The organism is Enterobacter sp. 940_PEND, from assembly GCF_001059415.1.
GTDB classification, from domain to species: Bacteria; Pseudomonadota; Gammaproteobacteria; order Enterobacterales; family Enterobacteriaceae; genus Enterobacter; species Enterobacter cloacae_M.
This window is the reverse complement of sequence record NZ_JUMS01000088.1, coordinates 41,367-68,108: the sequence shown is the minus strand read 5'-3', so window position 1 is coordinate 68,108 and position 26,742 is coordinate 41,367. Positions and strand designations below refer to the sequence as shown.

The following is a 26,742-nucleotide window of genomic DNA, read 5'->3' as shown; positions in this document are numbered from 1 at the left end:
AACCCGCTACGGGGGAGACTTACCCGAAATCTGATTTATTCAACAAAGCCATATGATGGATAAAATATGGTGAATATAGAGAATTTATCATTATTTCTTATCGTGGTTTTATTGCTGGTTGTTGTAATTATGGATCTGTTCAGTTCTCGTTATTTCAAAAAACACGAGGCTGATTATAATCAGTTACTTTCAGACTATCGGCGCAAGGGATATGATCTGGATCTTGTAACTAACTATGCTACCTTTTTTGGTTCGCTGGCCAATTATCAAAAAATAATCTGGTTTGTCCGCCTTTATAAAGGCGTTGAAATGAAATTCACGCGTGAAAGGCTTGTTCAGGAAGATGCTTATAAATATGTACAGTCGTTACCTGAAGAAAGAATTGGTTGGATGCTAAAATTACATCGCCGTTATAAGTTACAGGCGTTAATATTCACTCTATGGCTCATTGTTGGATTATATTTTATTACCTTCATTAAATAGTTTTTGATATTCAATTTCTCAAACGCCGCCGTTCTCGCACCGAGAGCGGCAGCGTTTGAGCGCTAATCATACCAGCAGGAATACGCCATGCGATTCACGATTATTTCTACGAAACCCGGTCATCAGCCGCCGCAAAGCAGCTGTGATTTTTACGCCCCGGGCGGCACCATTGGGCGCGGTACGGATAACAATCTGGTGTTGCCGGACAATGACCGCACCATCTCTCGTCTGCAGGCGATTGTTCACGTTGACGCCCAGGGCGAATGCCGTGTGACCAACCGCGGCAGCGTCACCCGCGTGGTATTAAATGACATTCCGCTGGAGCGAGGGCGTCAGGTTGAGCTGCAGGATGGCGACATTCTCGGAATTGATGACTACCGTATCGAAGTGTCCGAACTGATCCACGATACGCAGCCCGTGAGCCGTATGGCGGCCAGCATGCATCAGCAGGCGCGTCCGGCAGCCGCACCCGCGCCCGCTGCGCAACCGAAGCCGGCGAGCGCCGCACCGCGCGGGAAGGCCGAGCCAACCGCCGTGCCAACGGAGATCTGGGATAGCCTGATGCAGGAGTTCTCCATCTCCGACAGCATCTCCAGCAACCGTACAAAACCGCAGCCTGCTGCATCGCACGATCCGTTCTCCCAGCCTTCGGCCCCGGAGCGTAACGCTGAAGATCCGCTGGCGATGTTCAACGACAGCGATCCAAAGCTCGAGCGTAAGAACGTTGACCCGGACACGCTGTTCAGCGACGAAGCGTTGTTCAAAAAAGAGAGTATTTTTGACGACGTTACCCCGTCAACGCTGGTGCCGCCGGGCGAGACGACCCCCGCTAAGCAAGAAGACGAGGCGACGGACGAACTCGATCCGCTGGCCCTGTTTGGCGGTAAGGCCAGCGCGCCAGCCGCGCGTAATGACGACCCGCTCGGGCTGATGGGCGGCGCCCCATTAACCCATCCGGATGATATTCTTACCGAAAAGCCTGCGCCAGTGCCGGAACCCGAGCAGGAAGAGGACGTGCTGGCCGATTCTCCGCTGTTCGCCCCTGAGCCGCAGGAAGAACCGCGTGCTGAAGAAGAGCCCGCGCGAACGGATTACGCAGGCTTCACCATGCCTACGCCACAGGCCGTTGCGCGCAGCAGCGCTCAGGCCCCGAAGGGCCGTCTGCGCATCGACCCGGTCAATAACGCCGCCGCCCCAACCGCTACGGCGAACAGCGGTGAGAAGGGCGAAGTGCTGCAGGGCGAGCTGCTGGAGGCGCTGCTGGAAGGCATGGGTCTGAGCGAAATGCAGCCCGTCCCGCAGTTTGACCGGGAAAATATGCGTCAGCTCGGGCAAATCCTCGGTATGTTCTCTCAGGGGACCGTGGCGCTGCTCTCCTCGCGTTCCATTCTCAAGCGTGGCGTGAAGGCCGATATGACCATGGTGCTGGACGATGCCAACAACCCGTTCAAGCTGTTGCCGACCGGCAAAACCGTGCTGATCCAGATGTTCGGCACCCCAATGCCGGGCTTTATGCCGCCGACCAAATCCGTGCGCGACGCGCTTATCGATCTGCAGGCGCACCAGCTGGGCATGATCTCCGGTATCCGCGCCATCATTGCCGCGATGCTGCAGTCCTTTAACCCGGAACAGCTGGAAGAGCAGGCGAAGCAGAACGGGATGACCTCTCGTCTGGCGCTGCCGGGCAGCCGCAAAGCCGCCCTGTGGGACTATTTTGTTCGCAGCTATGGCGAGACGGCGGGCGAGATTGAGGATGACTTCCACACCCTGTTCGGCGAAGCCTTCCTTCATGCGTACGACATGGAGGTGAATCAGTACAAAGACTCACAGAGCGGATCGGAAGACAAATGAATATCGCAACGGCTTCTCTCTCCCGCCAGGGGACGCGCGCCAGCAACCAGGATCAGACGGGAGAAACCATAGGGAAACGTTCAGCCTGCTTTGTCGTCTGCGACGGCATCGCGGGCCTGCCGGGCGGTGAGGTGGCTGCAGAGCTGGCCCGCAACAGCATTATCTCCCGCTTCGATGGCGACAAACATCTTAATGCGCAGCATATCCGCGACTACGTGCAGACGGCGAACCGCACCATCCTCAGCGAACAGCAGGCCGTTCAGGACTATCGCCGGATGGGCACGACGCTGGTCAGCCTGTTCATTGACCGTGATTACGGTCTGGCCTACTGGGCGCACGCCGGAGACAGCCGCCTGTACCTGTTTCGCCGGGGATGGCTGTGGCATGTGACCACCGACCACAGCCTGGTGCAGCAGATGAAAGACGCCGGGCACCAGACCGACGATCTCAACAGCAATCTGCTGTACCTCGCGCTGGGGATTGAAAACGGCGGGCCGGAAGCGAGCTACAGCGACGTGGTGCAGGTTGAAGACGGCGATGCATTCTTACTCTGCACCGACGGGTTCTGGCACGGCGTTAGCGAAGAGCAAATGAAGCAGTCGCTGCATATGGTCAATACGCCGCAGGAGTGGCTGACCTTAATGAACCAAATCATTCAAAAGAATGGCGAACAGGAGGGGAATGCTCAGGATAACTATACTGCCCTGGCGGTATGGATGGGCAACCCTCAGGACACCACTTTGCTGCACACCCTCTCTGACGCAGCACAATTTCTTCCCTGCGGAACTGATTAGACACACAAGGAACGATATGAAACTTTGGCTATCGGGTTTGGCACTTCTGGCGGTCACCTCCACCGCGCAGGCTGAGAATTTCCGCATCGTGCAGTCTCCTGCGCAGAAGCTGGATATCTGGATCGACAACATCAAAGACAACACGCCGCAGAGCTGGTGTAAGCCAGAGGTGGCGCTGCGCATTGTGGCGAATGGTAAGAAAGACGTCTCCGTGCTGGAGAACTTTGTGCCGCGTCTTGGCTCCCTGCTGGAACACCAGTGCAGCAAAGTGAATAAGCTTAGCTGGACGCTCAACGATCCGGCCGGTACCACGCTGGCGCAGGGTACGGCAGGCAAAGCGCAGGACTGGGCGCTGGTGGTGAAACAGGAGCAGGCCGCGCCTGCTGCGACCGTCACCGCAACCCCAGCCAGCGGCGCGCTGCTGCCGCCGGACCAGAACGTGGCTTCCCGCACCGTCGCGGCTGACCGCACGCCGTGGCAGGAATTTACCCTGCAGGACGGCTGCCACCTGCGCACCTTCTGGGAAGGGGGCGCTTCCGCTCCGGCGCTCTTTATTCCGGATTCTGACACCACCCGCTGCGGTAACGGCAGCTGGCTGAGCGGACACACCGTGGTTTCGCAGTCCCGCAACGGCGGACAGAAAGAGATGGCGGTGACCTACATTCATGGCTTCCCGGTGACGGGTCTGAATCAAAGCGCCGATCCTGAAAACGCGCTGATCACCTCCGTCAACAAAGAGCGCATGGTATTCAGCACGCCAGACAGCGACCAGAGCTGGATGATCCTGCCTTACGATAGCGCCCTGAACAGCTGGAAAAGCAACGGCACCGTAGCGGTGGAGATCTCCCGTGAAATTGCCAGCGATGATGCAAAACTGCAGGCGCGTATTGCTGCGGTGAAAAAAAACTGGAGCGCCTGGGTCGCACCCGGCACGCCGCTGAATATCGTGCTGATTGACACCCTGCGTCCTCAGCTGCGCGATCCGGCCGTTGGCGCATGGCGCGCGGCGAATTAAGGAGTGTCTATGAATACGCTCTATCAACACCTGGCGGGCGAGTCGCTCAGCGATGCGCTGGCGCGCCTTGAAGCTGAAATCAAAGCCCGTCCGGCAGATGCCGACCTCCGCGCCGCGTTCGTGCAGTTTTTAACCCTCAGCGGCAACTGGATGCGCGCGCTGACCCAGCTGAAAAGCTGGCTGGCGCTGAAGCCTCAGGCGAAGCCCACCGTCACGCTGCTGGAGCAATCCATTCAGGGCGAACTGCAGCGCGCGCAGGTGATGGCGGGACAGGCGCGTCCGGCTATGCCTGAAACCCAGTGGCCGTGGCTGACGACCCTGGCCTCGGCGCTGAGCGAGGAGGGCGAGCGCGCCCGGGCGCTGCGTCTCGAAGCCCTCGATCGGGCTGAGGCCACCGCCGGCCAGATTATCCTCGAAAACGAGGAGACGCAGGCGTTTGACTGGCTGATGGACGGTGATGCCCGTCTCGGCCCGGTCTGCGAAACCATCGTGAACGGTCGTTATTTCTGGCTGCCGTTCAGCGCCATCGCGGAGATCCTTTTCCAGGCGCCCGCCAGCGTGACCGATCTGGTCTGGCGTCACGCGCTGGTGCGCCTGACCGACGGTACGGAGCAGGTGTGTCAGATCCCGGCGCGTTACCCGTTTGCCGCCGATGCCACTGATGCGGTCAAATTAGGCCGCACCACCGAATGGCAGCCGCTCGACGAAGACGGCACTCTTTACGAAGGCAGGGGCCAGAAGGCCTGGCTGAGCGAGCAAAGCGAATACCCGCTGCTGTCATTAAGCCTCGTGACGTTTGCGACGGATGGAGCCGATGAGTAATCCCGCTGGCGAAGGCGATCTGCTGCGCAGCGGCTGGCAAGCCCGCAGCAGGCAGGAGAAGGTGGGGGCGCGTGACAAAATGCAGCCCTCGCTGCTGGATCGTCTCACCGATAACGACCCGGAAAAAAAACGCGAGTCGGCCAACAGCAATCTGATCACCCACGCCGCCCTGCGCCGCAACGTCCTGCGCGATCTGCAGTGGCTGTTTAACACCATCAACCACGATGCCTCCGGCGACTTGAGCGCCTTGCCGCACGTGAAGCGCTCGGTGGTCAACTTCGGCGTCGCGCCGCTGGCCGGGAAAAGGATGTCGGATATCGAATGGCACGACATTCAGCGCAAGCTCACCGAGGCCATCATCAATTTTGAGCCGCGCATTTTGCCGCAGGGGCTGCAGGTCCGCTGCGTGTCGGATACCTCCTCGCTGGATCTGCACAATGTGCTCTCCATCGAGATCAAAGGGCGTCTGTGGTGTGTGCCGTACCCGCTGGAGTTTCTGTTTCGTACCGATGTCGATCTGGAAAACGGCCATTTTGAACTGAAAGATGCGGGGTAATCATGGAAAGTAAACTGCTCGAATATTACAACCGCGAGCTGGCCTACCTGCGCGAAATGGGGGCCGAGTTTGCCGAACGCTACCCAAAAGTCGCCGGACGGCTGGGCATGCGCGGCATCGAAGTGGCGGACCCGTATACCGAACGTCTGATGGAGGGCTTCGCCTTCCTGACCTCCCGCGTGCAGATGAAAATGGACGCGGAGTTTCCGCGCTTCTCCCAGCGTCTGCTGGAGATGATTGCGCCTAACTATCTCGCGCCCACGCCGTCGATGGCGATCGCGGAGATTGAGCCCGACAGCAGCCGGGGCGATCTGAGCAAGGGCTTCATTGTGCCGCGCGGCACCATGATGGACAGCCTGGCGCTGAAAAAAACCGGCGTGACCTGCAGCTATACCACGGCGCACGAGGTCAACCTGCTGCCGCTGAAAATCGACAAGGTCGAGCTGGGCGGCGTGCCCGCCGATCTGCCGCTGGCGCAGCTGGGGCTGAGCCAGCGGCAGATCGGCAGCGCCTTAAGGATCCGCATCGCCTGCGACGGCCCGCAAAACCTCGGACACCTGGATTTCGACCGCCTGGAATTTTTCCTCGGCGGTCCGGATATTGAAGCGCTGAAGCTGCTGGAGCTGGTGATGGAGCACCACGCCGGGATCGTCTGCCAGACGGTCAGCCCGCAGCCGCAGCGACAGCTGCTGGCCTCGGACGCGCTGCGCCAGGAGGGCTTTGAGCCTGACCAGGCTCTGCTTCCCGACGATCTGCGCAACTTTGACGGCTACCGCCTGCTGCAGGAGTATTTCGCCTTTCCGGCCCGCTTCCGCTTCATCAGCCTGAGCGGTCTGGGCACGCTTATCGAACGCTGTGAAGGCGAAAAAGCCTTCGACATCTTCATTCTGCTGGATAAGTCGGATGAACAGCTGGAGCGCGTGGTCGATGCCAGCCATCTGGCGCTGCACTGTACCCCGGTCATCAACCTTTTCCCAAAGGTCGCGGCGCGTCAGAAGCTGAATGAAGGCCAGCATGAATACCATCTGGTGGTCGATAACATTCGTCCTCTGGATTATGAAATTTACGCGGTCAAAAAAATCTATGGCAGCGCGGACGGCCAGCGCGATGACCAGACGTTTCGTCCTTTCTGGAGCACCTGGAGCGGCGATGCGGGCAACTACGGGGCCTATTTTTCCCTGCGCCGCGAGCAGCGCGTGCTGTCCGAGCACGCCCTGCGCTACGGCACCCGTACCGGATATATCGGTTCAGAGGTGTTTGTTTCGCTGGTGGATGAACAGCACGCCCCGTGGCAGGAAAACCTGCGCTATATCTCTGCCGAGGTGCTGTGCACCAGCCGCGACCTGCCGCTGATGCTGCAGCAGGAGCTCGGGCAGTTCATTATGGCCGATTCTATGCCGGTGAAATCCCTCACCCTGCGCAAAGGCCCGACGCCGCCGCGCCCGGCGCTGGCGGAAGGGTTCAGCACCTGGCGACTCATCAGCCAGCTGCAGATGAACTACCTCAGCCTGATGGACAGCGAAAACGAAGACGGCGCGGCCGCGCTGCGCCAGCTGTTAGGGCTGTACGCCAACCTGGCAGAAACGCCCGTTGCGCGTCAGGTGGAGGGGGTACGCCACTGCGTGCTGGAGCCGGTTCACCGCCGCGTGCCTGAACCCGGCCCGGTCGTTTTCGCCCGCGGGATCGGCATCACCCTGACGGTGGATGAGCGAGCCTTTTCCGGCGCCAGCCCGTGGCTTTTCGGCAGCGTGATGGAGCGCCTCTTTGCTCGCCTGGTGTCAATCAACAGCTTTACGGAGTTCACCCTGAAAAGTCAGCAGCGCGGCGAGATTGGCTACTGGGCGCCGCGCATGGGTAAAAGGGCGCTGATATGAGTGACGCTGCCACTGCACCGCTGCGCGTGCATCGCCTGACCCGGCTGCCGGACGCGTTCTGGCAAGGGGTTCGCGAGACGCCCTGGCGCTACGATCTGTTTCAGCTGTTAAGGCGCATTGATGCCCAGGGCGGCGAGCGCTACCCGCTGGGACGCGCGCCGCTGCCGAAATTTGAGCCGCTGCGCATCGGCCAGCAGCCGTCGATGAGTTTTGCGCCGTCGACGCTGGCTCAGGTACGCCAGCGCGAAGAAAGCGGGCTGCACGAGGTGTCTATCCTCAGCTTCGGCCTGTTTGGCCCGAACGGCCCGCTGCCGGTCCACATGACCGAATACGCCCGCGAGCGTATTTATCATCATCAGGACACCAGCCTCAGCGCGTTTGCCGATCTGTTCCATCACCGCCTTGCGCTGCTGTTTTACCGCGCCTGGGCGGATGCGCAGCCGACCGTCTCTCTGGACCGCGCAGACAACAGGCGCTTTGAGGGGTATCTGGCATCGCTGATTGGCATGGGCCAGCCGGGGCAGATGAACAAAGGCAGCCTGAGCTCGCATGCGCGATTTACCCACGCCGGACACCTGACCCGTCACGGGCGGGATCCGGAGGGGCTGGAGAAGATCCTGCGCAACTATTTTAAAGCGCCGGTTAAGCTGGTCAGCAACGTGCCGCAGTGGATGCCGCTTTCCGAGCGCGAGCAGGCGCAGCTGGGAGCAGGACGCCGCATGCCGCGCATGGGGGAGTCCGCCTTTCTCGGCGTCGCCGTCCGCGACGTGCAGCACAAGTTTCGCATCGAAATTGGCCCGCTAAGCGCGGAGGAGTACAACCGTTTTCTGCCGGGTGAAGCCTGGGTCACCGAACTGCGCGACTGGGTGCGTCAGTACGCCGGGGTGGAGTTTGAATGGGAAACGCGGGTGATCCTGCGTGAAGACGCGGTGCAGGGCACCACGCTCGGCAGCAATGGGCGATTAGGCTATAACACCTGGCTGGGCCTTCAGCCGCAGCCTGTCCCGCGTGGCGATCTGGTGTATCGCGCAGAGCGGTAATCCTTCCGTATACCGAATCATTGTTAATGGAAACTAACATGTCAGAAATTAGCCGTGCCGTGCTTTTCGGCAAACTGGATACGCTGTTATTTACCTCTCTGGAAAGCGCCACTGCGTTCTGCAAGCTGCGCGGCAACCCGTACGTTGAGCTGGTGCACTGGCTGCATCAGCTGATGCAGCAGCAGGATGGCGATCTGCAGCAGGTCATCCGCCACTTTGCCCTTGATGAACAGCAGCTGACGCGCGATATCGTGGCCGCGCTGGACGTCCTTCCGCGTGGCGCCAGTTCCGTTTCCGATCTTTCTGAACATATCGACAGCGCCGTGGAGCGCGCCTGGGTGTTTGGATCGCTGAAGTTTGGCGTCAGCCGTATTCGCGGCGGCCATTTGCTGATCGGCATGCTTAAAACCTGGAACCTGGCCAACGTGCTGAAAAGCATCTCGTCGCAGTTCACCCGCCTTAACGTCGAGGTGCTGATTGAGCAGTTCGACGCTATCTGCGCCAACAGCAAAGAGACGCAGCAGGCCGCTGCCGCCGCAGACGCACCGGCGGGTACGGTACCGGCGGCGCAGGGGACTCTGGCCCAGTACGGCCAGGACCTGACCGGCCGCGCCCGCGAAGGGAAGATTGACCCGGTTGTCGGGCGCGACGAGGAGATCCGCCAGATGGTGGATATCCTGATGCGTCGCCGTCAGAACAACCCGCTGCTGACCGGAGAAGCCGGGGTCGGGAAAACGGCGGTGGTGGAAGGGCTGGCGCTGCGTATCGCCGACGGCGACGTCCCGGAGCCGCTGCAAAATATTCAGCTGTGGCTGCTGGATATCGGCATGCTGCAGGCTGGCGCCGGCATGAAAGGCGAGTTCGAGGCCCGTCTGCAGGCGCTCATTAATGAAGTCCAGTCCAGCGCCACGCCAATCATTCTATTTATCGATGAGATCCACACCCTGATTGGCGCAGGCGGCCAGCAGGGGACCGGCGATGCGGCGAACCTGCTGAAGCCCGCCCTGGCGCGCGGACAGCTGCGCACCATCGGCGCTACCACCTGGGCGGAATACAAAAAGTACATCGAGAAAGACCCGGCGCTGACCCGTCGTTTCCAGACGGTGCAGGTGCACGAGCCGGACGAAGCGAAAGCCATTCTGATGCTGCGCAGCACCGTGTCGCCGCTGGAGACGCATCACCAGGTCCTGCTGCTCGACGAAGCGGTCAGCGCGGCGGTGAAGCTGTCGCATCGTTACATCCCGGCGCGTCAGCTGCCGGACAAAGCCGTTGCGCTGCTCGACACCGCCTGCGCCCGCGTCGCGGTCAGCCAGAGCGCGCCGCCTGCGCAGCTGGAAGACTGCCTGCGCCATCTTGCCGCGCTGGACGTTGAGATTGAGATTGCTGAGCGCGAGGCGCGCGTGGGAGCCGGAGATGCCGACCGCGTGACGGCATTACGCACAGAACGCGACGCGTATGAAACAAAACGCGAAGCCCTGGCCCTGCGCTGGGAAGAAGAGCGCAGCCTGGTGCAGGAGATTATCCGCCTGCGCGCGGCGCTGTTCGCGGCGGGCGATGAGGATAGCACCGAGCTGCGCGGCCAGCTGGCGGAACGGCAGCAGGCGCTGAACGCCCTGCAGGGCGATGAGCCGCTGCTGTTTGCGGCGGTGGATGAAAACGTCGTTGCCGCGGTGGTCTCCGACTGGACCGGGATCCCGCTGGGCCGGATGGTGAAAAATGAGATCGACGCGGTGCTCAACCTCGCCGACACGCTCAACCAGCGCGTTATCGGCCAGCGTCATGGTCTGGACCTCATTGCCCGCCGCGTGAAAACCTCGCGTGCGAAGCTGGACGATCCCAACAAACCGGTGGGCGTCTTTATGCTGTGCGGCCCGTCCGGGGTCGGTAAAACTGAAACCGCGCTGGCGCTCGCCGAGTCTCTGTACGGCGGCGAGCAGAACGTTATCACCATCAACATGAGCGAGTTCCAGGAAGCGCACACCGTTTCCACCTTAAAAGGTGCGCCTCCGGGGTACGTAGGGTATGGTGAAGGTGGCGTGTTGACCGAGGCCGTCCGCCGCCGTCCGTACAGCGTGGTGCTGCTGGACGAAATTGAAAAAGCGCACCCGGACGTCCACGAGATCTTCTTCCAGGTCTTTGATAAAGGCTGGATGGAAGACGGCGAGGGGCGCCACATCGATTTCCGTAACACCATTATTATCCTGACCTCCAACGTCGGCACCGACCTGATTAGCGCAATGTGCGCCGATCCGGAGCTGATGCCGGAGCCTGATGCGTTAAGCGGCGCCCTGCGCCAGCCGCTGCTGGAGGTCTTCCCACCGGCGCTGCTGGGCCGCCTTCTGGTGGTGCCGTACTACCCGCTCAGCGACGAGATGCTGGGGCAGATTGTTCGCCTGCAGCTCAGGCGCATTCAGCGTCGTCTGGAAGAGAATCACAGCATTATTTCTGAGTTTGACGACAGCGTGGTGGAACAGATTGTTCAGCGCTGTACCGAGGTGGAGTCCGGCGGCCGCATGGTGGATGCTATTCTGACCAACACCCTGCTGCCTCAGATGAGCCAGATCTTACTTACCGCCAGCCGCAGCGACGAGCAGTACCGACGTCTGCACGTCACCTGCGAGCAGGGCGAGTTTCACTGTCAGTTTGCCGCGTAATAATCATCAAGAGAACTGTAAAAGATGACGGATAATGATAACAATCGGACTGTCCCAAACGCGCTCCCGGTCGGGTACCGCTTCAACGAGTTTGAAATCAAAGAGGTGATCGGCGGCGGCGGTTTTGGCATCGTCTATCGCGCGTGGGATCACCAGCTCGAACGCACTATCGCTATCAAAGAATTTATGCCTTCGTCGCTCGCCGTGCGCGGCGACGACATGACCCTTGTGCTGCGCAGCGAGCGCTTTGGCAAAGCGTTTTCCGCAGGCCTGAACAGCTTCATCCAGGAAGCCCGTCTGCTGGCGCGCTTTAACCACCCGAACCTGCTGCACGTCCTGCGTTTCTGGGTGCAAAACGACACGGCCTACATGGGGACGCTGTTTTACAGCGGCACCACGCTGTCGCGCCTTCGTGAAGAAAAACCGGAGCTGATCAACGAAGCCTGGATCCGCCGCACGCTGCCGATGCTGTTCGGTGCGATCAAGACCATCCACAACGAAGGCTATCTGCACCGCGACATCTCGCTGGATAACATTCAGATCCAGGATAACGGCCTGCCGGTGCTGCTTGATTTCGGCTCCGCGCGCCGCACCATCGGTAACCTCTCCGACGAAACGGAAACCATGCTGCGCCCGGGCTTTGCGCCGATCGAGCAGTACACCGACGACAACGAAAGCGAGCAGGGCCCGTGGACGGATATTTACGCCCTCGGCGCGGTGCTGCGTACCCTGATTGTGGGCTCTCCGCCGCCGGTCAGCGTGGTGCGCTCAATTCAGGATACCTGCAAACCGCTGGTGGAAATCATGCCGCAGGGCTATTCCATTCCGCTGCTCCAGGCCATCGACCGCGCGCTGGCGCTTCACATGGAGGACCGTCCGCAGTCCATCGACGAGTTCGCCGCGCTGATTGAGATGCCGGTCGCCGGTATCAACGACGTGCTGACGGCGAAAAAGCCCGGCACGATGCTGGTACCGGTGGAGGAGGAACAGCCGGCTTCGCTGCTCGACTGGCGTAGCTATAAGATCCCGGGCATGGTTGCCGCAGGCGTGCTGGTGGGCGTTGTCGCCGGGGCGATGCTGTTCAGCAGCGGGAATGATGCTCCCGAGCAGGCTGCACAGCCACCGGCAGAGACGCGTCCGACTGAAACCGCCGCAAACGCGCCGGACGTGAAGCCGGAAACGGCGAAGGTTAACGAGCAGGCGACGGCCCAGCAGACTCCGCCGCCTGTCGAGAGCCCTGTTGCGCTGGTCTATATCCGCATCCTCGACGGCGAAACGCTGAAAGTGAACGGCGAGCCAAAAGCGCTGCGTCCGGCGACAAACGGCTATGCATCGCTCAAGCTGCCGGCCGGTGAGGTGAAGATTGAACTCCAGGGCAACGGAAGAACCCGTAGCCAGACGCTGGATATCACCAAACCGGGCACCTGGCTGGTGAACCCTTAGAATTACGCTCAGTCACAGATGCGAACCTCTTTTCTGCATCGCATAAGCTAGATGGAATAAAGATTATGCTCAACCGAATTACCGTTCAGCTCCCGGTGGAGGGGCTTCTGTTCTGGAAACTGACGGGCCGCGAGGCGATGTCCGAGTCGTTCGCGCTGACGCTGACCGTGCTCGGCACGGACGCGCGCATCGACCGCAGTAAGCTGCTGGGCCAGCCGGTCACGGTGACCATCCCGACGCAGAACCTGCTGACGTCCCGCTATATTAACGGCAAGATTACCCGCGTGGCGGTCAGCGCCGTCGAACTGACGGGCACCCGCTATGCGGTGTACCAGATGACGGTGGAGCCGGACCTGTGGCCGATGAAGCGCGACCGTAACCTGCGTATCTTCCAGGGGCAGACGGTGCCGCAGATTGTCAAAACCCTGCTGGGTGAGCATCAGGTCAACGTTGAGGACAAACTCACCGGCAGCTACCGGGTGTGGGACTACTGCGTGCAGTATCAGGAGTCGAGCCTGGACTTCATCAGCCGCCTGATGGAGCTGGAGGGGATTGCGTATCACTTCAGCCATGAGGCGGACAAGCACACCCTGGTGCTCACCGACGCCGCCACCCAGCATCAGCCGTTCAGCGGCTATGAGGTCATTCCTTACCACCAGACGCCGTCGGGCGGCAGTACGGACGAAGAGGGCATCAGCCAGTGGGCGCTGGAGGACAGCGTGACGCCGGGGATATACAGCCTCGACGACTATGACTTCCGCAAGCCGAACGCGTGGCTGTTCCAGGCCCAGCAGAACCCGGCGTCGCCGAAGCCGGGCAGCATCGACGTGTACGACTGGCCGGGGCGCTTTGTGGACAAAGGCCACGGGGAGTTCTATGCCCGTATCCGCCAGGAGCGCTGGCAGGTTGAGCATCAGCAGATTCAGGCCACCGCCACGGCGGCGGGGATTGCGCCGGGCCACACCTTCACCTTAACCAACGCGCCGTTCTTCAGCGACAACGGCGAGTATCTGGTGACGGCGGCGGGTTACCACTTCGAAGAGAACCGCTACGCCAGCGGCGAGGGGGAAACCATTCACCGTACCGATTTCACGGTGATTCCGTCGGCGGTGGTGTACCGTCCGGCGCAGACCACGGCGTGGCCGCGCACCTACGGCCCGCAGACCGCGAAGGTTGTGGGGCCGAACGGCGAGAGTATCTGGACGGACAAATACGGTCGCGTGAAGGTGAAGTTCCACTGGGACCGTCTGGCGAAGGGCGATGACACCAGCTCCTGCTGGGTGCGCGTGTCGAGCGCGTGGGCGGGCCAGGGCTACGGCGGGGTGCAAATCCCGCGCGTCGGCGACGAGGTGGTGGTGGACTTTATCAACGGCGACCCGGACCGTCCGATTATCACCGGGCGCGTGTACAACGACGCGAGCATGCCGCCGTGGGCGCTGCCGGCTGCGGCGACGCAGATGGGCTTTATGAGCCGCACGAAAGACGGTTCCGTCGACAACGCCAACGCCCTGCGCTTTGAGGACAAGGCGGGCGCAGAGCAGGTGTGGATCCAGGCCGAGCGCAACATGGACACCAGCGTTAAGAACGATGAAACGCACAGCGTCGGCGGGGCGCGCAGCCATTACGTGAAGAAAAACGAGCTGCATCGCGTGGAAGCGAACCAAACTCAGGCCGTGAAAGGCGGAACCGAGATCCTGACGGGGAAAGGCAAGCTGGACGCGGCGGTGGAGCAGTACGTTATTGCTTCCGGGACGAAGCTGCGGCTGGTCTCCGGTGAGAGCGCTATTGAGCTGAATGCTAACGGCAAGATTAACCTCATCGGCAAAGAGTTTAACTTCTTCGTGGAAGGGGATGGGTATATCACCACGGGCGGTAAGCTGCATCTGAATACCTCTGGCACCAGGCCGGGCACAACGGCGCCGGGATCAGGGCATAAAGGGGATATTGATGCGGCGGTGCAGGCGAAGTTTTCACCGCAAGAGAGCGCTAGTCGTCCTGCCCCTGCTGCGGCTCCAGCAGCAGGCCAATCGAAACCTGCTCCAGCGTCGGCGTCAACAACAGCCCCGCCTTTGAAAGGGAATTATGTTTATAAAAATAATCCGAATAGCTCAGACGTTATGCCTTTCAATGATGATGTTGTTAAACAAATCAACAAGTCACCGACCCTTCAAACTCAGCTAAAAGATTTGAAAGACAAGGGATGGGCGATTCAACCAGGTGCGACTGGAGGGGGAAGTTATACTGATTCGGATAATAAACTGATCGTTATGGATCCCGAACACATGGAAGACACGGCCAATACAGTACAAACACTGGCTCATGAAGCAGGGCATGCAACATATCCTGTTGCAGCGGACTATTCTAGTAAAGAAAATTTCGTTAACAGCCAGCTTATGGATGAAGGTGGTGCAACCTTGAATAATATCAAAATACAGCGTGAAATTCTGGGAAATGGCGGTATTGATATTGATATAGCAGGAAGCCCGGAAAATCTCAAAGCTTACAATGCAGCCTATGATAAAATGGTAAATGGAGAGCTGTCGCGGGTTGACGCTGCAAAAGCTATAGGTAAAGTCTACGGTAAAGGCGAAATAGCTTCGGGTACCGATCTCAATTACAGCGATTATTACGGGGGTTTCTATGGTAAGTAGAATGACAAAAAATACCATCCTCTTTTTGCTCCCACTATTTTCATCTTTTTCTTACGCAGGACAAACAAACATGAACCAAGATTCGTTATGGCATATTGTTAAAGAACTCAAAACAGTCTGGGGAAAACAGACCGAGGATGTCAGTAAACTTTTCCATCAACCACTGGTCCAAAAAAATCCAGAAGTGAAAGACCGTTATACGTCAGTTCCATTCACATTATCTGATGGAACACGTATCAGCGATTTAGATGTTCGTTTATGGGGAAACGGAGATAATAGTGTTTCACTTGTCTCGTTTGTAATCGAACAGCCTTGCATTACGCTCGAACAAGTCAAAAATCATTTCCCTGATGTTAAAATTTCTAACATTCCTCGTGGGAATACCGCAGGACAATCAGTTGGATACCGAACCGTTGCTGATGAGAGAGGACTTGCATGGGCATTTAGTTTTCCGGTAATGAACCAGGAATGCCTAAATAGAGTCGTTATGTCGCGTTACGATCGTTAATAAGTGTTGTGTTTTCATGCCGGCACGGGTATTTCGCTGCCGGTTTGCAGTATTCGTGAAAAGCGTAATTTACATCAAGTTAGTGACGATAAACGTGAAAAAACACACGCCTATATTTCTTTGTTTTTCCCTGATGTTTAGTTGTCTGAATAGCATTGTGGTTTTGGCAGAGGCTATGCCGCCCGTTCTGACAAAACAGGATTTTTCCGTGAAGGTCAAAGACCAGTCCATCGCCCTGGGCGACAGATGGGCTTCTAATATCGCGCTTAAATTTGACGTGCCGGTGGAAGGCAGTTTTACCGGTGAGGTTCCTTTTGACGGAACTAATTATAAATTCTTCCAGCATCTAAGGGCTGGGTTAGAAATATTCAGTTCTAATCTCTGGTGGGATAAAGCGGAAAGAAGCGTTGATGATTATATCGTGTCTCAAATTACGGTGACTGCCGAAGGCTTCGCAACGCCGCGTGGTATCCATGTGGGTTCAACGAGAGAGGAATTGAACAGCGCATACGGTACCGGTCAGGTCGACAATGATTCGGGGGAACAGTGGATTACCTACGAGTTGGGTAAAAAAGCGCTCTCGTTTGAGATGAAAGACGGCAACGTTTTGAAAATAACCATGAATTACAACAATGGCTCTTCAGAATAATTTATGACCAAAAAGTATCTGACAGCCGTATTGTTCACCCCTTTATTGACAGGCATTGTTGAAACGTCATCGGCGCTTGAATTATCGCAATACAATAAGCTCGATACGGTTAGCCGCATCGTTAACGACAGCGAAGTGACAGACAGTCTCAGGACGCTGCTGGGAAATCATTACCAGACCTTTATTGATAACTTTGATGTCTTCGGTGAACCGCATACCGCGGCAGGCGGCGGATTGTTTGTTGAAGGCTGGCTAAAGGATCTCTACCAGGAGAATGCGTCAGCGCTGGTCATCAATCCTGACGGCAAAATCTTTGCGGCCTGGGTGGTTCCGGAGTCGGACGTTATACAATATCGGTCATCTGATAATAGCCCGGTTATTCATGCCGATATTCAGCAATGGGCCGCCAGATTCAATACGATGCAGTTTGCAAAAAGCAGCCAATCAGGCCTCGCGTTTGACGGGGAGTGGGCTGGAGAATCCGGGAGCGACTCGACGTTAACCCTGCGGTTAGCTGAATCAGGCAACCGTATCACCGGGTCTTATTGCTATATATCCCAGAAAGGAAACCGCATAGATTGCCCGGAAGATGATGAGCGTAATCTTACCGGTACTATCGCTGGCAATCGTGCCAATATTGAATTCAACTCATCGTTTGGCGGCCCAGGCGGACGTGCTGTTCTGGCAATAAAGGAGAGTGAAATGGAATGGCGTCTGGTAACGCCTCCACAAAAAGGAAATGATTATACTCCGCTGCGTTATACGTTACGTAAAGCCGCTTCGGTTCATCACGCTGAAACCAGAAAACTGGACACCGAAAAGTTCACTATCTCTCTGATAAACAAGTGCGGGCGTTTCGAGGGTGAATGTGACCAGATGGTTTATCTCGGCGTGCGCAAAAGTGATAACAGTACGATCTCCTTAAAGGGAAAAACGTTGCACGATTCCGCAGGTAAAATAATCGGCTCAACGTACAAGAATGGCGAGATCGTTTATACCGTGACGTATGAGCCCGCGAAATTGGTTGTCAGCAAAGGCAGCCAGATTTAGTCGAACAGTCAGGTCAATGGCGTAAATAATAAAACAGCCAGCCAAAGGGCCAGCATGGATTGGCCTTTTTGTTTCTCACAATATTAATCATCCCGAGTTCACTTATGAAATACACCCTCCAGGAAGGTTCGTTTTCCCTTTTTCCTGCTGCCTGGCAGGATAACAGCATGAATATTATTCGCGATGACGAAAGCGGGCTGTCCGTGGTGGTCAGCCGCGGCGTGATTCCCGATGGCAGCGACTACGAACAAGAGTTCCACCGCCAGTGGGATGTGCTGCGTCCTCAGATGGGCGAAATTGCCCAGAGCGAATTCCGGAACGTAAAAGCCGGGCCTGACGGAAAAATTAACGGGCTAGAAGTTGAGACCACCTTTGAACGTAACGGGCAGCGCCTGTGGCAAAAACAGCTGGCTGTGCAGACGCCGGGCAAACCGGTATTGATGATTTTTACCCTCTCGGCACTCAGGGCGTTCACCGAAGAGGACGAGGTGCGCTGGAGCGCGCTTAAGCAGAGTCTGACGCTAAACGACAACCGGAATGTGTAAGGCATGAGCGATAACAACGCGGCCCGTAAGGGCGACGAGATTATTCACTCCAGCATTTTTGCTGACATCACCAGCATTGTGGCGGAAGGTGCCGCCTATGCGGTGATCGGCGCGGCGGTAGGCGCAGCAGCAACCGTAGCGGCGCCATTGCTGGGAGCAGGGGCGGCCGCAGCGGGCGTGGCGGCAATTGGATCAAGCTGTCTGTTAAGCGGGATTATCGGTGGCGTGCTGGCGAACGTGGCGGGTATCACCGACGATATCAGCAACGCCGCTGAGGGGTTAGGCAATGCGCTTTTCCCGCCGTCGCCTGCGGGTAAAATCACTACCGGTTCCAGTAACGTTCTCACCAACGCAATCCCCGCCGCGCGCGCGGCAGGCACGCTGACGCCCGCCGATACGCCGTCTCCTGAGCCGCAGTCGCCGGGCAGCTTTGCCGATTACGCGGGCATGCTGCTATCCGCAGCCGGTCAGTTTGGTAGCGAAATGTGGCAGCCGAGCGTGGCCTCTGCCGCCGCGGGAACCTCGCCGCTGGAAGAAGACAAGGTGGCGTGCGAAAAGCACTCCGGGCCGCAGTATCTGGCGGAAGGCTCTAAAAGCGTCTTTATCAACGGGCAGCCCGCGGTGCGTGCGAAAGATCGCACCACCTGCGAAGGCACAGTTTCCGACGACGTCTCCCCGAACGTGATCATCGGCGGGGACACGCTCACGGTCCGCGATATCAAAAGCGGTAAAACGCCGGGTCTGGCGCTGGGGATGATTGCGCTCTCCCTGCTGCGCGGGCGTCCGGGCAAGATCCTGAAAAACATGCCCTGCGCGCTGGCGGCAGCCGGCGGCGGGATGCTGGCCGATATGGCGGTGAATGCCGTGTTTGGCTCCTCGCACCCTGTTCACGCCGCCACCGGCGTGAAGGTGCTGAATGACGACGACGAGCTCGACTTCTCGCTGCCGGGGCGCTTTCCGCTTCGCTGGCAGCGCAGCTACAACAGCCTTACCACCCGGGAAGGGCTGTTCGGTCAGGGTTGGGCAACGACCTTTGACAGCTATCTCACGCTGGAGGACAACAACGCCACCTGGTTCGACGAAACCGGGCGCGAGCTGAGCTTCGAGCTGCCCCCTGTCGACCGCGCGTTTTACAGCATCAGCGAAGGCATTATCATCCGCCGCAATGAGAACGGCGACGTGGCGATTGCCGATGATGACGGCTCGGTGTGGCGTCTGTATAAACCGACCCGGGCGAATCCATCTATCCTGCGTCTGGCCTCCCTCAGCGACGAATACGGCAACGCGCTGATGACGGAGTGGGACGAGCACGGCAGGCTGGTTGGTCTTCACGACGAGCCGCGGGCGATAGACGTCACCCTGCGCTATGACGATGAACGTTTCCCGCAGCGGGTTACCGCAGCCAGCCATTTCGACGGCAACCAAACCTGGCAGCTGATGCAGTGGGGCTACGACGCGCGCGGCCAGCTGGCGAGCGCGACGGACGCCTCCGGCGTGGTGACGCGTGAATACCGCTATAACGAGCACGGGCTGATGGTCTGGCACCGGATGTCGGGCGGTCTGGAGAGCGAATACCGCTGGAAAAAATTCGATCACTGGCGCGTGGTGGAAAACCGCACCAGCACCGGCGACGGGTGCCGCTTTAGCTACGATTTAGCCGCCGGGCTGACGACCGTCGAGCACTACGACGGCCAGACGCGCCGCCACTACTGGAACGCGCAAAACCTGATTGTCCGCTACGTGGACGAGCGCGGTGAAAACTGGCGCTACGAGTGGGACGAGAACGAGCTTCTGACGCGTCGCATCGATCCGCTCGGCAATGCCGTTACCTTCGTCTACGACGACATGGGCAACCGGGTTCAGGAGATCGACGTCGACGGCAATACCCGCACTACCACCTGGCTGGAGCACCGCGCGCTTCCTGCGGCCATAATCGAAGCCGACGGCAGCGCCACCCGGTTCTGGTACGACGAACATCACGGGCTTAAGCGCGTGGTGGACCCGATGGGGCAGACCACGCAGCTGCGCCGGGACGCGTTCGGCCAGGTCGTTGAAGAGGTTGATGCCGCCGGAAACAGCCGCTACCAGGAGTACAACGAGGCCGGGCAGATCGTTCGTTCGACGGACTGTTCCGGGTGTATTACCCGCTACCGCTATCACCCGCTGGGCTGGCTGGTGGCCGAGACTGGCGCCGACGGGGAAGAGACGCGATATCGCTACGACGCCGCAGGGCGTCCGGTGCAGCTCGATCGCCCGGAAGGCTGGACGGAATCGCTCAGATGGAACGAACGTGGCCTGCCGGTGAAGCATGCGGGCGCCGACGGTAAAGAGAGCGAGTTCATATACGATGAGGCGGGGCGCTTAACCGCCACCCGTAATCCTCAGGGTGAAGAGGTCCGTCGCCGCTGGGACAGCCGCGGGCGTCTGATTGCCCTGGAAAACGAAAACGGCGAAGCGTATCTGTTCCGCTGGGGCGCGGACTCGCTGCTGCTGGAAGAGGTGGGGCTCGATGGCGTAGTCTCGCAGTATCGCTACGACGCATGCGGGCGCACGATAGCGCGCACGTTTGCCGCCGGTCATCCGGAGGCCATCACCCACGCCTTCGCCTGGAGTGCGAGCGGCCAGCTGGTCGCCCGCACCACGCCGGAGGGGCAGACCCGCTATCACTACACGCCGTCCGGGCTGTTAAGCCGGATTGGGCTGCATCCTGCGCTTGCAGCCGACGCGTGGACCACCGAGGCAGAGCAGGAGCTCGCCTTTGAGTATGACGCACTCGGTCGCGTGACGCGCGAAGCGGGCGAGCTCGGCGAGCTGGCGTGGGAGTATGACGCGCTGGGCAACCGCACCTCCGTCACGCTTCCCGACGGCCGCGAGCTGAAGCAGTTCTACTACGGCAGCGGGCATCTGCTCAGCATTGCTCTTGATAAGCTGTCGGTCTCTGATTTTACCCGCGACGAGCTCCACCGGGAGACCAGCCGCACCCAGGGGCTGCTGACCACCCGCAGCGAATACGATCGTCTTGGCCGACTGCATCGCCGTGATGTCTTTACCGGCAATGCCCAGCGCCCGTCGCCGCGCCGCTGGTCCCGCCGCTGGGATTACGACTACCGCAATAACCTGGTGCGGGAAGAGCGGGACGATAACCCCTTCAGCTGGTACCGCTGGCAGTACGACAGCGCCGGGCGTCTGCTCGTTCAGGACGGCACGCTGCCCGGACAGGAGCAGTGGCGCTGGGACGCTGCCGGTAACCCGCTGGAAGGATCTGCTGAGAAGGTCACGCACAACCGCCTGACACAGCTGAACGGCATTCGCTGGCGCTATGACATCCACGGCCGCACCGTGGAAAAAGATAACGGCCAGACCCGCTGGCACTACCGCTACGACGGCGAACATCGCCTGACGGAGGTCATCAGCCAGCCGCGGGACCGCAATAAACCGCAGACGCAGGTCAGCTTCCGCTACGATCCGCTCGGTCGCCGCATCAGCAAAACGCGACGCCAGATGCTGGGCGGACAGCCAACCGGCAAGCTGGTCACAACCCGGTTTGTCTGGGAAGGGTTCCGTCTGCTGCAGGAGGTGCACGGGGATGTGCCGCTGACCTACGTCTACAGCGATCAGGACAGCTACGATCCGCTGGCGCGTATCGATGGCGTGGATGATCCGGAGATCTTCTGGTTCCACTGCCAGCCCAACGGCACGCCGGAGCGGATGACGGATAGTGAAGGGCAGGTGCGCTGGGAGGGGGTGAACAGCGCCTGGGGCAAGCTGCTGCGGGAAAGCGAGACGCAGGTATCAGGATATTCTCAGAACCTGCGCATGCAGGGTCAATACCTGGACCGCGAGACAGGGCTGCACTACAATCTGTTCCGGTATTATGACCCGGACTGCGGAAGGTTTACGCAGCAGGACCCGATAGGGCTGGCGGGGGGGATAAACCTTTACCAGTATGCGCCGAATGCGCTGGGGTGGGTGGATCCGTGGGGGCTATCTAATAGCGGTATATTAGATAAAGCTATGGCTGGTAAAGTTGGTGATAGACTTTCTGCTCACCATGTTATACCCGTTGAGGTGTGGAAAGAGAACCAATCATTCTTCAATAATATTGGTATCGGAAAAGACATGAACTCTGCATTTAATGGTATTCATGTTCCAGGTAGTGCATCAGCGATGAAACAAGATGCAGGGAAAGGTATGGATGTTTTCCATAGTAGTAATCATCATAACTATAGTGACATTGTCCGTCAGCGCATTGCTCGTGTTGAGCAACGATATAATTCTGGAAGATTGGATGCTAAAGGGGCGAGGATAGCTATAAGGCGGATCCAGATTGATATGAAGAATAAAATTTGGATGGGTCATGTTCCCACAACAAAATGCAGGAGAATGAATTAATGTCCTATTATGTGATCATGAATGACTTTGAATCATCACTCATGCCAAGAAATTTACAGGGCATGGTTGATGAAAGATTACAGATCAATGAAAACTGGGAAATAGAAGGCTCTGCATTTTCCTTCCCTTATCGAATAACAGACGATGCATGCCCAGACCGTATTTATTTGTTGTGCAATAAAAATGTTGGGGCTTTGAAATTTGACTATTATAAAAAAGACTTTGGACACTTGATGGATAAGTCTTTATTTTCAATTTTTGAAAATTATAAGCACAATGTTTTTTTTGGCCGAGATTTAACACCAGTTTCGATTGGGAATGGTCAAGTTCTTCGGGATGATTTTAAATATGTATATTTTCCAGGCGGCGATGTTATAGATGAGGATAAATCTATTCTCGAAGAGGATAAGTTCGGAGATATCATACCTTTTAAAATTGAATTCAATGATGATGCGCTTGAATATGATATACTTTCGTTGAACGACACATTGTTAGGTGGTTTTATCATTGTTAAACAAGAGGTCAAGGAAGTTATAGAAAGTAAAGGCTTCCGGGGGTTGAAACTTGTTCCACTGGAAAATGCTTTAGACGTTTTCTGTGAAGATTATTTCTACGAAATAGACTCAAATCGTAAAAGAAAGGGCAATAAACTACCTTAATATTAAAGGATGTCGTGCCATTATTGATTCTTTGTTTTTCTTTTTTAATGGCGCGAAGAAGTTCTTTGGATTATGGGTACATTTTTCAACTATGGGTCATAGTAATTTTAAGAGTAGCCAATAATGTTAACTCTTAAAGAGGAATAATGCATATAAAAAATACTATCCAAGACTTTGTTAACAAATTCAAAATGAATGATTTAAATATGGGAGAGATAGTCCATACAGACGATGAGAATGAAATTTCTTTTCCTGTAAATTTAAATGGTGAAATTCGATTTTTTATAGCCATTTGATTTTAAATGACCACCCAACATTTGATGGTGCCTTCTTTATACAGATTGTTGAGTCCCAAGAGCTAAAAGAAATGTTATCAGGCTGGAGAGTTCAAAATGATACGGCTTGGCACGATGATTATGTAATCTTTGCTGAAAGAAATGGAGATGTTCTTTTTTGTGATACCCAAAATATTGCATCTCCTGTTTATGGTAGTATTCAAAAAAGAAATTTCATTATTTCCAATTCGTTAGCCGACTTTTTGGATGCTTTTTGTTCTGCCATTGAGATAGAACAAAGTAAATATGATGGTGATGCTACAGATGATGATTTTAATTTCAGAGAGGACTTTCTGGAAGATATCGATTTAATGCTAAATAGCAAGCTTAAGGATGTTGAGGCAGAAGCTTTTAAATATTTCTTCTTTGGTTAGTTAACAATAAAAACTTACTCTTTTAGAGACCTCCATGCTTCTGAAGGCATTTATCGCTTATATCCCTTTTATATAGGCAAGGAGGTCTCTTTTCGAATGATAATGAATAAACATATGAAAAACGTATGCTATAAATTCGATGAAAAAAGTATTACATCTCTTGTAGAAAAAGGAAACGAGTTACACGACAACCAAAAATACTCCGAAGCTTTAGAGCAATACCAAAAAGCATGGCAAGCTCTTCCTGAGCCAAAGTTTAAATCGGAATTTGCCAACTGGATCTCTGCGTGCATGTACAGCGCATATTTTGATCTCGCCGATTACGATGAGGCGAAGAGATGGGGAGAGACGACGTTGCGCACACGTGGATCGGATATAGACACTGCACCATCAATCGACCTCGGCATGGTCTGTTACGAGTTGAATCAATTCGATGAAGCGTATAAATATTTTAACGATGCTTATAACTACGGCAAAGAGCGTGCGTTTCAGGATAGACCTAAAAAATACCTTGATTTCTATTTGCGCAAGAGGGCGTAAAGTCGGTAATTTATGAAAAAAATCCACGCCAAAGCGTGGATTTTTTCATTCAAAACAAATCAAACGTTAAACAGGAAGTTCATCACATCGCCATCTTTAACGATGTAATCTTTCCCTTCCGCACGCATCTTGCCTGCTTCTTTCGCGCCTTGCTCACCCTTGTAAGTGATAAAGTCTTCAAACGCGATAGTCTGCGCACGAATAAAGCCTTTCTCGAAGTCGGTGTGGATCTTACCGGCCGCCTGAGGCGCAGTCGCACCTACAGGAATCGTCCACGCACGCACTTCTTTCACGCCAGCGGTGAAGTAGGTCTGCAGATTGAGCAACTCATAGCCCGCGCGGATCACGCGGTTCAGGCCCGGCTCTTCCAGACCCAGCTCGGCCATGAACTCTTCACGGTCAGCGTCGTCCAGCTCGGCGATGTCGGATTCAACGGCAGCGCAAACCGCCACAACCACAGAACCTTCAGCTGCTGCGATTTCGCGCACTTTGTCCAGGTACGGGTTGTTCTCGAAACCGTCTTCGTTAACGTTGGCGATGTACATGGTTGGCTTCAGGGTCAGGAAGCTCAGGTATTTGATCGCCGCCTTGTCTTCTTCAGTCAGGTTTTTCAGCCCGCGCAGCATGCCCGCGTTTTCCAGCTGCGGCAGACATTTTTCCAGCGCAGCCAGTTCCGCTTTCGCGTCCTTGTCTCCGCCTTTGGCTTTCTTCTGCACGCGGTGAATCGCGCGTTCGCAGGTGTCCAGGTCAGAGAGCGCCAGCTCGGTGTTGATGACCTCGATGTCGTCAGCCGGATCCACTTTATTGTTAACGTGGATGATATTGTCGTTCTCGAAGCAGCGCACAACGTGGCCGATCGCTTCGGTTTCACGAATGTTGGTCAGGAACTGGTTACCCAGACCTTCACCTTTGGACGCGCCTTTTACCAGGCCCGCGATGTCCACGAATTCCATGGTGGTTGGCAGAATGCGCTGCGGCTTCACGATTTCCGCGAGCTGGTCCAGACGCGGGTCCGGCATTGGCACAACGCCGGTGTTTGGTTCGATGGTACAGAACGGGAAGTTCGCCGCTTCGATACCCGCTTTGGTAAGCGCGTTAAACAGGGTGGATTTGCCCACGTTTGGCAGACCGACGATACCGCATTTGAATCCCATTTCTAAATCACCTTAATATCTTGATAATCAATCCGTTAAAGATAACCGACTGATGAAAAGTAAATAACTACGCCTATTATACACGTAACCCGCATGACGCGCGGTAAAAAAGCCGGATCGGGCGGATTATTGCGCTTTGAAAGCGTGTAAGCGGTTTGTCGCTTTGGTTAACCCATCTTCCAGCCAGATCTCGGTGCAGCGCGCCGCTTCGTCTACCGCCTCGTCAATCAGTTTCTGCTCAGAAACCGGGGGCTTACCGAGTACGAAACCGACAACTTTGTTTTTATCGCCCGGATGGCCGATTCCTACGCGCAAACGGTGGAAATTCGGGTTATTGCCCAGCTTGCTGATGATGTCTTTAAGGCCGTTGTGGCCGCCGTGCCCGCCGCCCAGCTTGAATTTTGCTACGCCAGGCGGGAGATCCAGCTCATCGTGTGCGACCAGAATTTCATCCGGATTGATGCGATAAAACGTTGCCATTGCTGCCACCGCTTTACCGCTCAGGTTCATAAAGGTGGTGGGCACCAGTAAGCGAACATCCGCGCCAGCAAGGTTGATACGTGAGGTATACCCGAAGAATTTAGGTTCTTCACGCAGGGGAGCACGTAACCGCTCGGCCAGCAGATCGACGTACCATGCCCCGGCGTTATGGCGGGTGGCCGCATATTCTGCGCCCGGGTTGGCGAGGCCGACAATCAGTTTAATCGTCACGATTCAATTCCTAATGGGTTCCAGATCTGGCGCGTAGTTTACTGTCTGGCGCGCCGCTTGACAAAATTCTGCGATCTTCTCGGCGAAATACGAATAATTTCTGATTTGAACAATTAGAATTTCAAGCTGTTCAAAGCCTTATTTGTAAACTTTTGTTTGGGACTTATCTGTAATTGTGATCATTCACGCAACTCATAAAAGGGGCGTTGTCTATACTTTACACACAAGGATTAGGGGCTTTTCCCCTGACAACCCAAAGTTCCGGAGGTGACACATGAAACGCAAAAACGCTTCGTTACTCGGTAACGTGCTGATGGGGTTGGGGCTGTTCGTGATGGTAGCCGGCGTAGGTTATTCCATTTTAAACCAGTTACCTCAGATTGACCTCCCGCAATACTTCGCGCACGGCGCGATATTGAGCATCTTCGTTGGTGCGGTATTGTGGCTCGCCGGCGCGCGCGTGAGCGGGCATGAGGAAGTCTGCGATAAATACTGGTGGGTGCGCCACTACGATAAACGCTGTCGTCGCGACCAGCATAAGCACAGCTAGTGCTGTGATAAAGAACGCCGAAACGGCTCCCGCGGGAGTCGTTTTTTTTGCATCAAGGGTTGACCCTCACGTAACGTAAGGCTCCAGAGTGG

The 26,742-nt window shown here is 56.5% G+C and carries 22 protein-coding genes; 20 read left to right on the top strand and 2 right to left on the bottom strand.

Going from position 1 to position 26,742, the window contains the following annotated elements:
* The first annotated feature begins 66 nt into the window (after positions 1-66).
* The 19 genes from ADJ24_RS12310 (at position 67) to ADJ24_RS12225 (ending at position 24,235) form a co-directional block, all read left to right on the top strand.
* Positions 67-483, top strand: a complete 417-nt coding sequence (locus tag ADJ24_RS12310) for a hypothetical protein (protein WP_080472244.1) — start codon at positions 67-69, stop codon at positions 481-483.
* A gap of 87 nt (positions 484-570) precedes the next feature.
* A complete protein-coding gene (gene tagH / locus ADJ24_RS12305; RefSeq protein WP_023312152.1) occupies positions 571-2,334 on the top strand; it encodes a type VI secretion system-associated FHA domain protein TagH in 1,764 nt (587 codons plus the stop codon).
* Entirely contained in the window at positions 2,331-3,128 is a 798-nt protein-coding gene (locus tag ADJ24_RS12300; protein ID WP_023312151.1) for a PP2C family protein-serine/threonine phosphatase, read from the top strand. The genes tagH and ADJ24_RS12300 overlap by 4 nt, the downstream gene beginning before the upstream one ends.
* Before the next feature lie 16 nt (positions 3,129-3,144).
* Entirely contained in the window at positions 3,145-4,143 is a 999-nt protein-coding gene (locus ADJ24_RS12295; protein WP_023312150.1) for a hypothetical protein, read from the top strand.
* A 9-nt stretch (positions 4,144-4,152) separates the two neighbouring features.
* Positions 4,153-4,965, top strand: coding sequence for a type VI secretion system accessory protein TagJ (locus ADJ24_RS12290; protein WP_023312149.1), 813 nt, complete (start codon positions 4,153-4,155; stop codon positions 4,963-4,965).
* Entirely contained in the window at positions 4,958-5,521 is a 564-nt protein-coding gene (gene tssE / locus ADJ24_RS12285) for a type VI secretion system baseplate subunit TssE (protein WP_023312148.1), read from the top strand. The genes ADJ24_RS12290 and tssE overlap by 8 nt, the downstream gene beginning before the upstream one ends.
* 2 nt (positions 5,522-5,523) lie before the next feature.
* Entirely contained in the window at positions 5,524-7,395 is a 1,872-nt protein-coding gene (gene tssF / locus ADJ24_RS12280; protein WP_023312147.1) for a type VI secretion system baseplate subunit TssF, read from the top strand.
* Positions 7,392-8,435 carry a type VI secretion system baseplate subunit TssG gene (tssG, locus tag ADJ24_RS12275; protein ID WP_023312146.1) on the top strand — a complete coding sequence of 348 codons (1,044 nt, stop codon included), beginning with the start codon at positions 7,392-7,394 and terminating at the stop codon, positions 8,433-8,435. Before tssF ends, tssG begins: the two co-directional genes overlap by 4 nt.
* Before the next feature lie 38 nt (positions 8,436-8,473).
* Entirely contained in the window at positions 8,474-11,089 is a 2,616-nt protein-coding gene (tssH, locus tag ADJ24_RS12270) for a type VI secretion system ATPase TssH (protein ID WP_023312145.1), read from the top strand.
* A gap of 24 nt (positions 11,090-11,113) precedes the next feature.
* Positions 11,114-12,532, top strand: a complete 1,419-nt coding sequence (locus ADJ24_RS12265) for a serine/threonine protein kinase (protein ID WP_023312144.1) — start codon at positions 11,114-11,116, stop codon at positions 12,530-12,532.
* Between the two features lie 65 nt (positions 12,533-12,597).
* A complete protein-coding gene (locus ADJ24_RS24820) occupies positions 12,598-15,183 on the top strand; it encodes a type VI secretion system Vgr family protein (protein WP_023312143.1) in 2,586 nt (861 codons plus the stop codon).
* A 1-nt stretch (position 15,184) separates the two neighbouring features.
* Positions 15,185-15,691: a hypothetical protein gene (locus ADJ24_RS24245; protein ID WP_233422256.1), complete on the top strand. Its 507-nt coding sequence runs from the start codon at positions 15,185-15,187 to the stop codon at positions 15,689-15,691.
* Positions 15,692-15,899: 208 nt separating this feature from the next.
* Positions 15,900-16,340, top strand: a complete 441-nt coding sequence (locus ADJ24_RS12255) for a hypothetical protein (RefSeq protein WP_233422257.1) — start codon at positions 15,900-15,902, stop codon at positions 16,338-16,340.
* A 3-nt stretch (positions 16,341-16,343) separates the two neighbouring features.
* On the top strand, positions 16,344-17,390 hold the full coding sequence (locus ADJ24_RS12250; protein WP_023312140.1) for a hypothetical protein: 1,047 nt from the start codon (positions 16,344-16,346) through the stop codon (positions 17,388-17,390).
* A gap of 104 nt (positions 17,391-17,494) precedes the next feature.
* Positions 17,495-17,935, top strand: a complete 441-nt coding sequence (locus ADJ24_RS12245; protein ID WP_023312139.1) for a DcrB-related protein — start codon at positions 17,495-17,497, stop codon at positions 17,933-17,935.
* A gap of 3 nt (positions 17,936-17,938) precedes the next feature.
* Positions 17,939-22,327 (top strand): RHS repeat-associated core domain-containing protein, encoded by a 4,389-nt coding sequence (locus ADJ24_RS12240; protein WP_023312138.1) that lies wholly within the window; start codon positions 17,939-17,941, stop codon positions 22,325-22,327.
* Complete coding sequence (locus ADJ24_RS12235; protein ID WP_023312137.1) at positions 22,327-22,986, top strand: Imm43 family immunity protein; 660 nt, start codon at positions 22,327-22,329, stop codon at positions 22,984-22,986. The genes ADJ24_RS12240 and ADJ24_RS12235 overlap by 1 nt, the downstream gene beginning before the upstream one ends.
* 367 nt (positions 22,987-23,353) lie before the next feature.
* Positions 23,354-23,695 carry a hypothetical protein gene (locus ADJ24_RS25555; protein ID WP_233422258.1) on the top strand — a complete coding sequence of 114 codons (342 nt, stop codon included), beginning with the start codon at positions 23,354-23,356 and terminating at the stop codon, positions 23,693-23,695.
* Between the two features lie 114 nt (positions 23,696-23,809).
* On the top strand, positions 23,810-24,235 hold the full coding sequence (locus tag ADJ24_RS12225) for a tetratricopeptide repeat protein (protein ID WP_032668500.1): 426 nt from the start codon (positions 23,810-23,812) through the stop codon (positions 24,233-24,235).
* 59 nt (positions 24,236-24,294) lie between these two features.
* On the opposite strand, the gene ychF is transcribed toward ADJ24_RS12225, so the two are convergent.
* On the bottom strand, positions 24,295-25,389 hold the full coding sequence (gene ychF, locus ADJ24_RS12220; protein WP_048702565.1) for a redox-regulated ATPase YchF: 1,095 nt from the start codon (positions 25,387-25,389) through the stop codon (positions 24,295-24,297).
* Between the two features lie 126 nt (positions 25,390-25,515).
* A complete protein-coding gene (gene pth / locus ADJ24_RS12215) occupies positions 25,516-26,100 on the bottom strand; it encodes an aminoacyl-tRNA hydrolase (RefSeq protein ID WP_023312133.1) in 585 nt (194 codons plus the stop codon).
* 274 nt (positions 26,101-26,374) lie between these two features.
* Between pth and ychH the strand changes: the two genes are divergently transcribed.
* Positions 26,375-26,650, top strand: coding sequence for a stress-induced protein YchH (ychH, locus tag ADJ24_RS12210; protein ID WP_023312132.1), 276 nt, complete (start codon positions 26,375-26,377; stop codon positions 26,648-26,650).
* The last annotated feature ends 92 nt before the right edge of the window (positions 26,651-26,742 follow it).

What these genes read in the sequence shown, in the direction of transcription:
- ADJ24_RS12240 (WP_023312138.1), top strand. Translation starts at nt 17,939, where the DNA reads ATGAGCGATAACAACGCGGCCCGTAAGGGCGACGAGATTATTCACTCC.
- tagH (WP_023312152.1), top strand. Translation starts at nt 571, where the DNA reads ATGCGATTCACGATTATTTCTACGAAACCCGGTCATCAGCCGCCGCAA.
- tssH (WP_023312145.1), top strand. Translation starts at nt 8,474, where the DNA reads ATGTCAGAAATTAGCCGTGCCGTGCTTTTCGGCAAACTGGATACGCTG.
- ADJ24_RS12225 (WP_032668500.1), top strand. Translation starts at nt 23,810, where the DNA reads ATGAAAAACGTATGCTATAAATTCGATGAAAAAAGTATTACATCTCTT.
- ychH (WP_023312132.1), top strand. Translation starts at nt 26,375, where the DNA reads ATGAAACGCAAAAACGCTTCGTTACTCGGTAACGTGCTGATGGGGTTG.
- ADJ24_RS12310 (WP_080472244.1), top strand. Translation starts at nt 67, where the DNA reads ATGGTGAATATAGAGAATTTATCATTATTTCTTATCGTGGTTTTATTG.
- ADJ24_RS24820 (WP_023312143.1), top strand. Translation starts at nt 12,598, where the DNA reads ATGCTCAACCGAATTACCGTTCAGCTCCCGGTGGAGGGGCTTCTGTTC.
- ADJ24_RS25555 (WP_233422258.1), top strand. Translation starts at nt 23,354, where the DNA reads ATGTTATCAGGCTGGAGAGTTCAAAATGATACGGCTTGGCACGATGAT.
- ADJ24_RS12295 (WP_023312150.1), top strand. Translation starts at nt 3,145, where the DNA reads ATGAAACTTTGGCTATCGGGTTTGGCACTTCTGGCGGTCACCTCCACC.
- ADJ24_RS12300 (WP_023312151.1), top strand. Translation starts at nt 2,331, where the DNA reads ATGAATATCGCAACGGCTTCTCTCTCCCGCCAGGGGACGCGCGCCAGC.
- ADJ24_RS12290 (WP_023312149.1), top strand. Translation starts at nt 4,153, where the DNA reads ATGAATACGCTCTATCAACACCTGGCGGGCGAGTCGCTCAGCGATGCG.
- ADJ24_RS12245 (WP_023312139.1), top strand. Translation starts at nt 17,495, where the DNA reads ATGAAATACACCCTCCAGGAAGGTTCGTTTTCCCTTTTTCCTGCTGCC.
- ADJ24_RS12250 (WP_023312140.1), top strand. Translation starts at nt 16,344, where the DNA reads ATGACCAAAAAGTATCTGACAGCCGTATTGTTCACCCCTTTATTGACA.
- ADJ24_RS24245 (WP_233422256.1), top strand. Translation starts at nt 15,185, where the DNA reads ATGACAAAAAATACCATCCTCTTTTTGCTCCCACTATTTTCATCTTTT.
- ADJ24_RS12235 (WP_023312137.1), top strand. Translation starts at nt 22,327, where the DNA reads ATGTCCTATTATGTGATCATGAATGACTTTGAATCATCACTCATGCCA.
- tssE (WP_023312148.1), top strand. Translation starts at nt 4,958, where the DNA reads ATGAGTAATCCCGCTGGCGAAGGCGATCTGCTGCGCAGCGGCTGGCAA.
- tssG (WP_023312146.1), top strand. Translation starts at nt 7,392, where the DNA reads ATGAGTGACGCTGCCACTGCACCGCTGCGCGTGCATCGCCTGACCCGG.
- ychF (WP_048702565.1), bottom strand. Translation starts at nt 25,389, where the DNA reads ATGGGATTCAAATGCGGTATCGTCGGTCTGCCAAACGTGGGCAAATCC.
- ADJ24_RS12265 (WP_023312144.1), top strand. Translation starts at nt 11,114, where the DNA reads ATGACGGATAATGATAACAATCGGACTGTCCCAAACGCGCTCCCGGTC.
- tssF (WP_023312147.1), top strand. Translation starts at nt 5,524, where the DNA reads ATGGAAAGTAAACTGCTCGAATATTACAACCGCGAGCTGGCCTACCTG.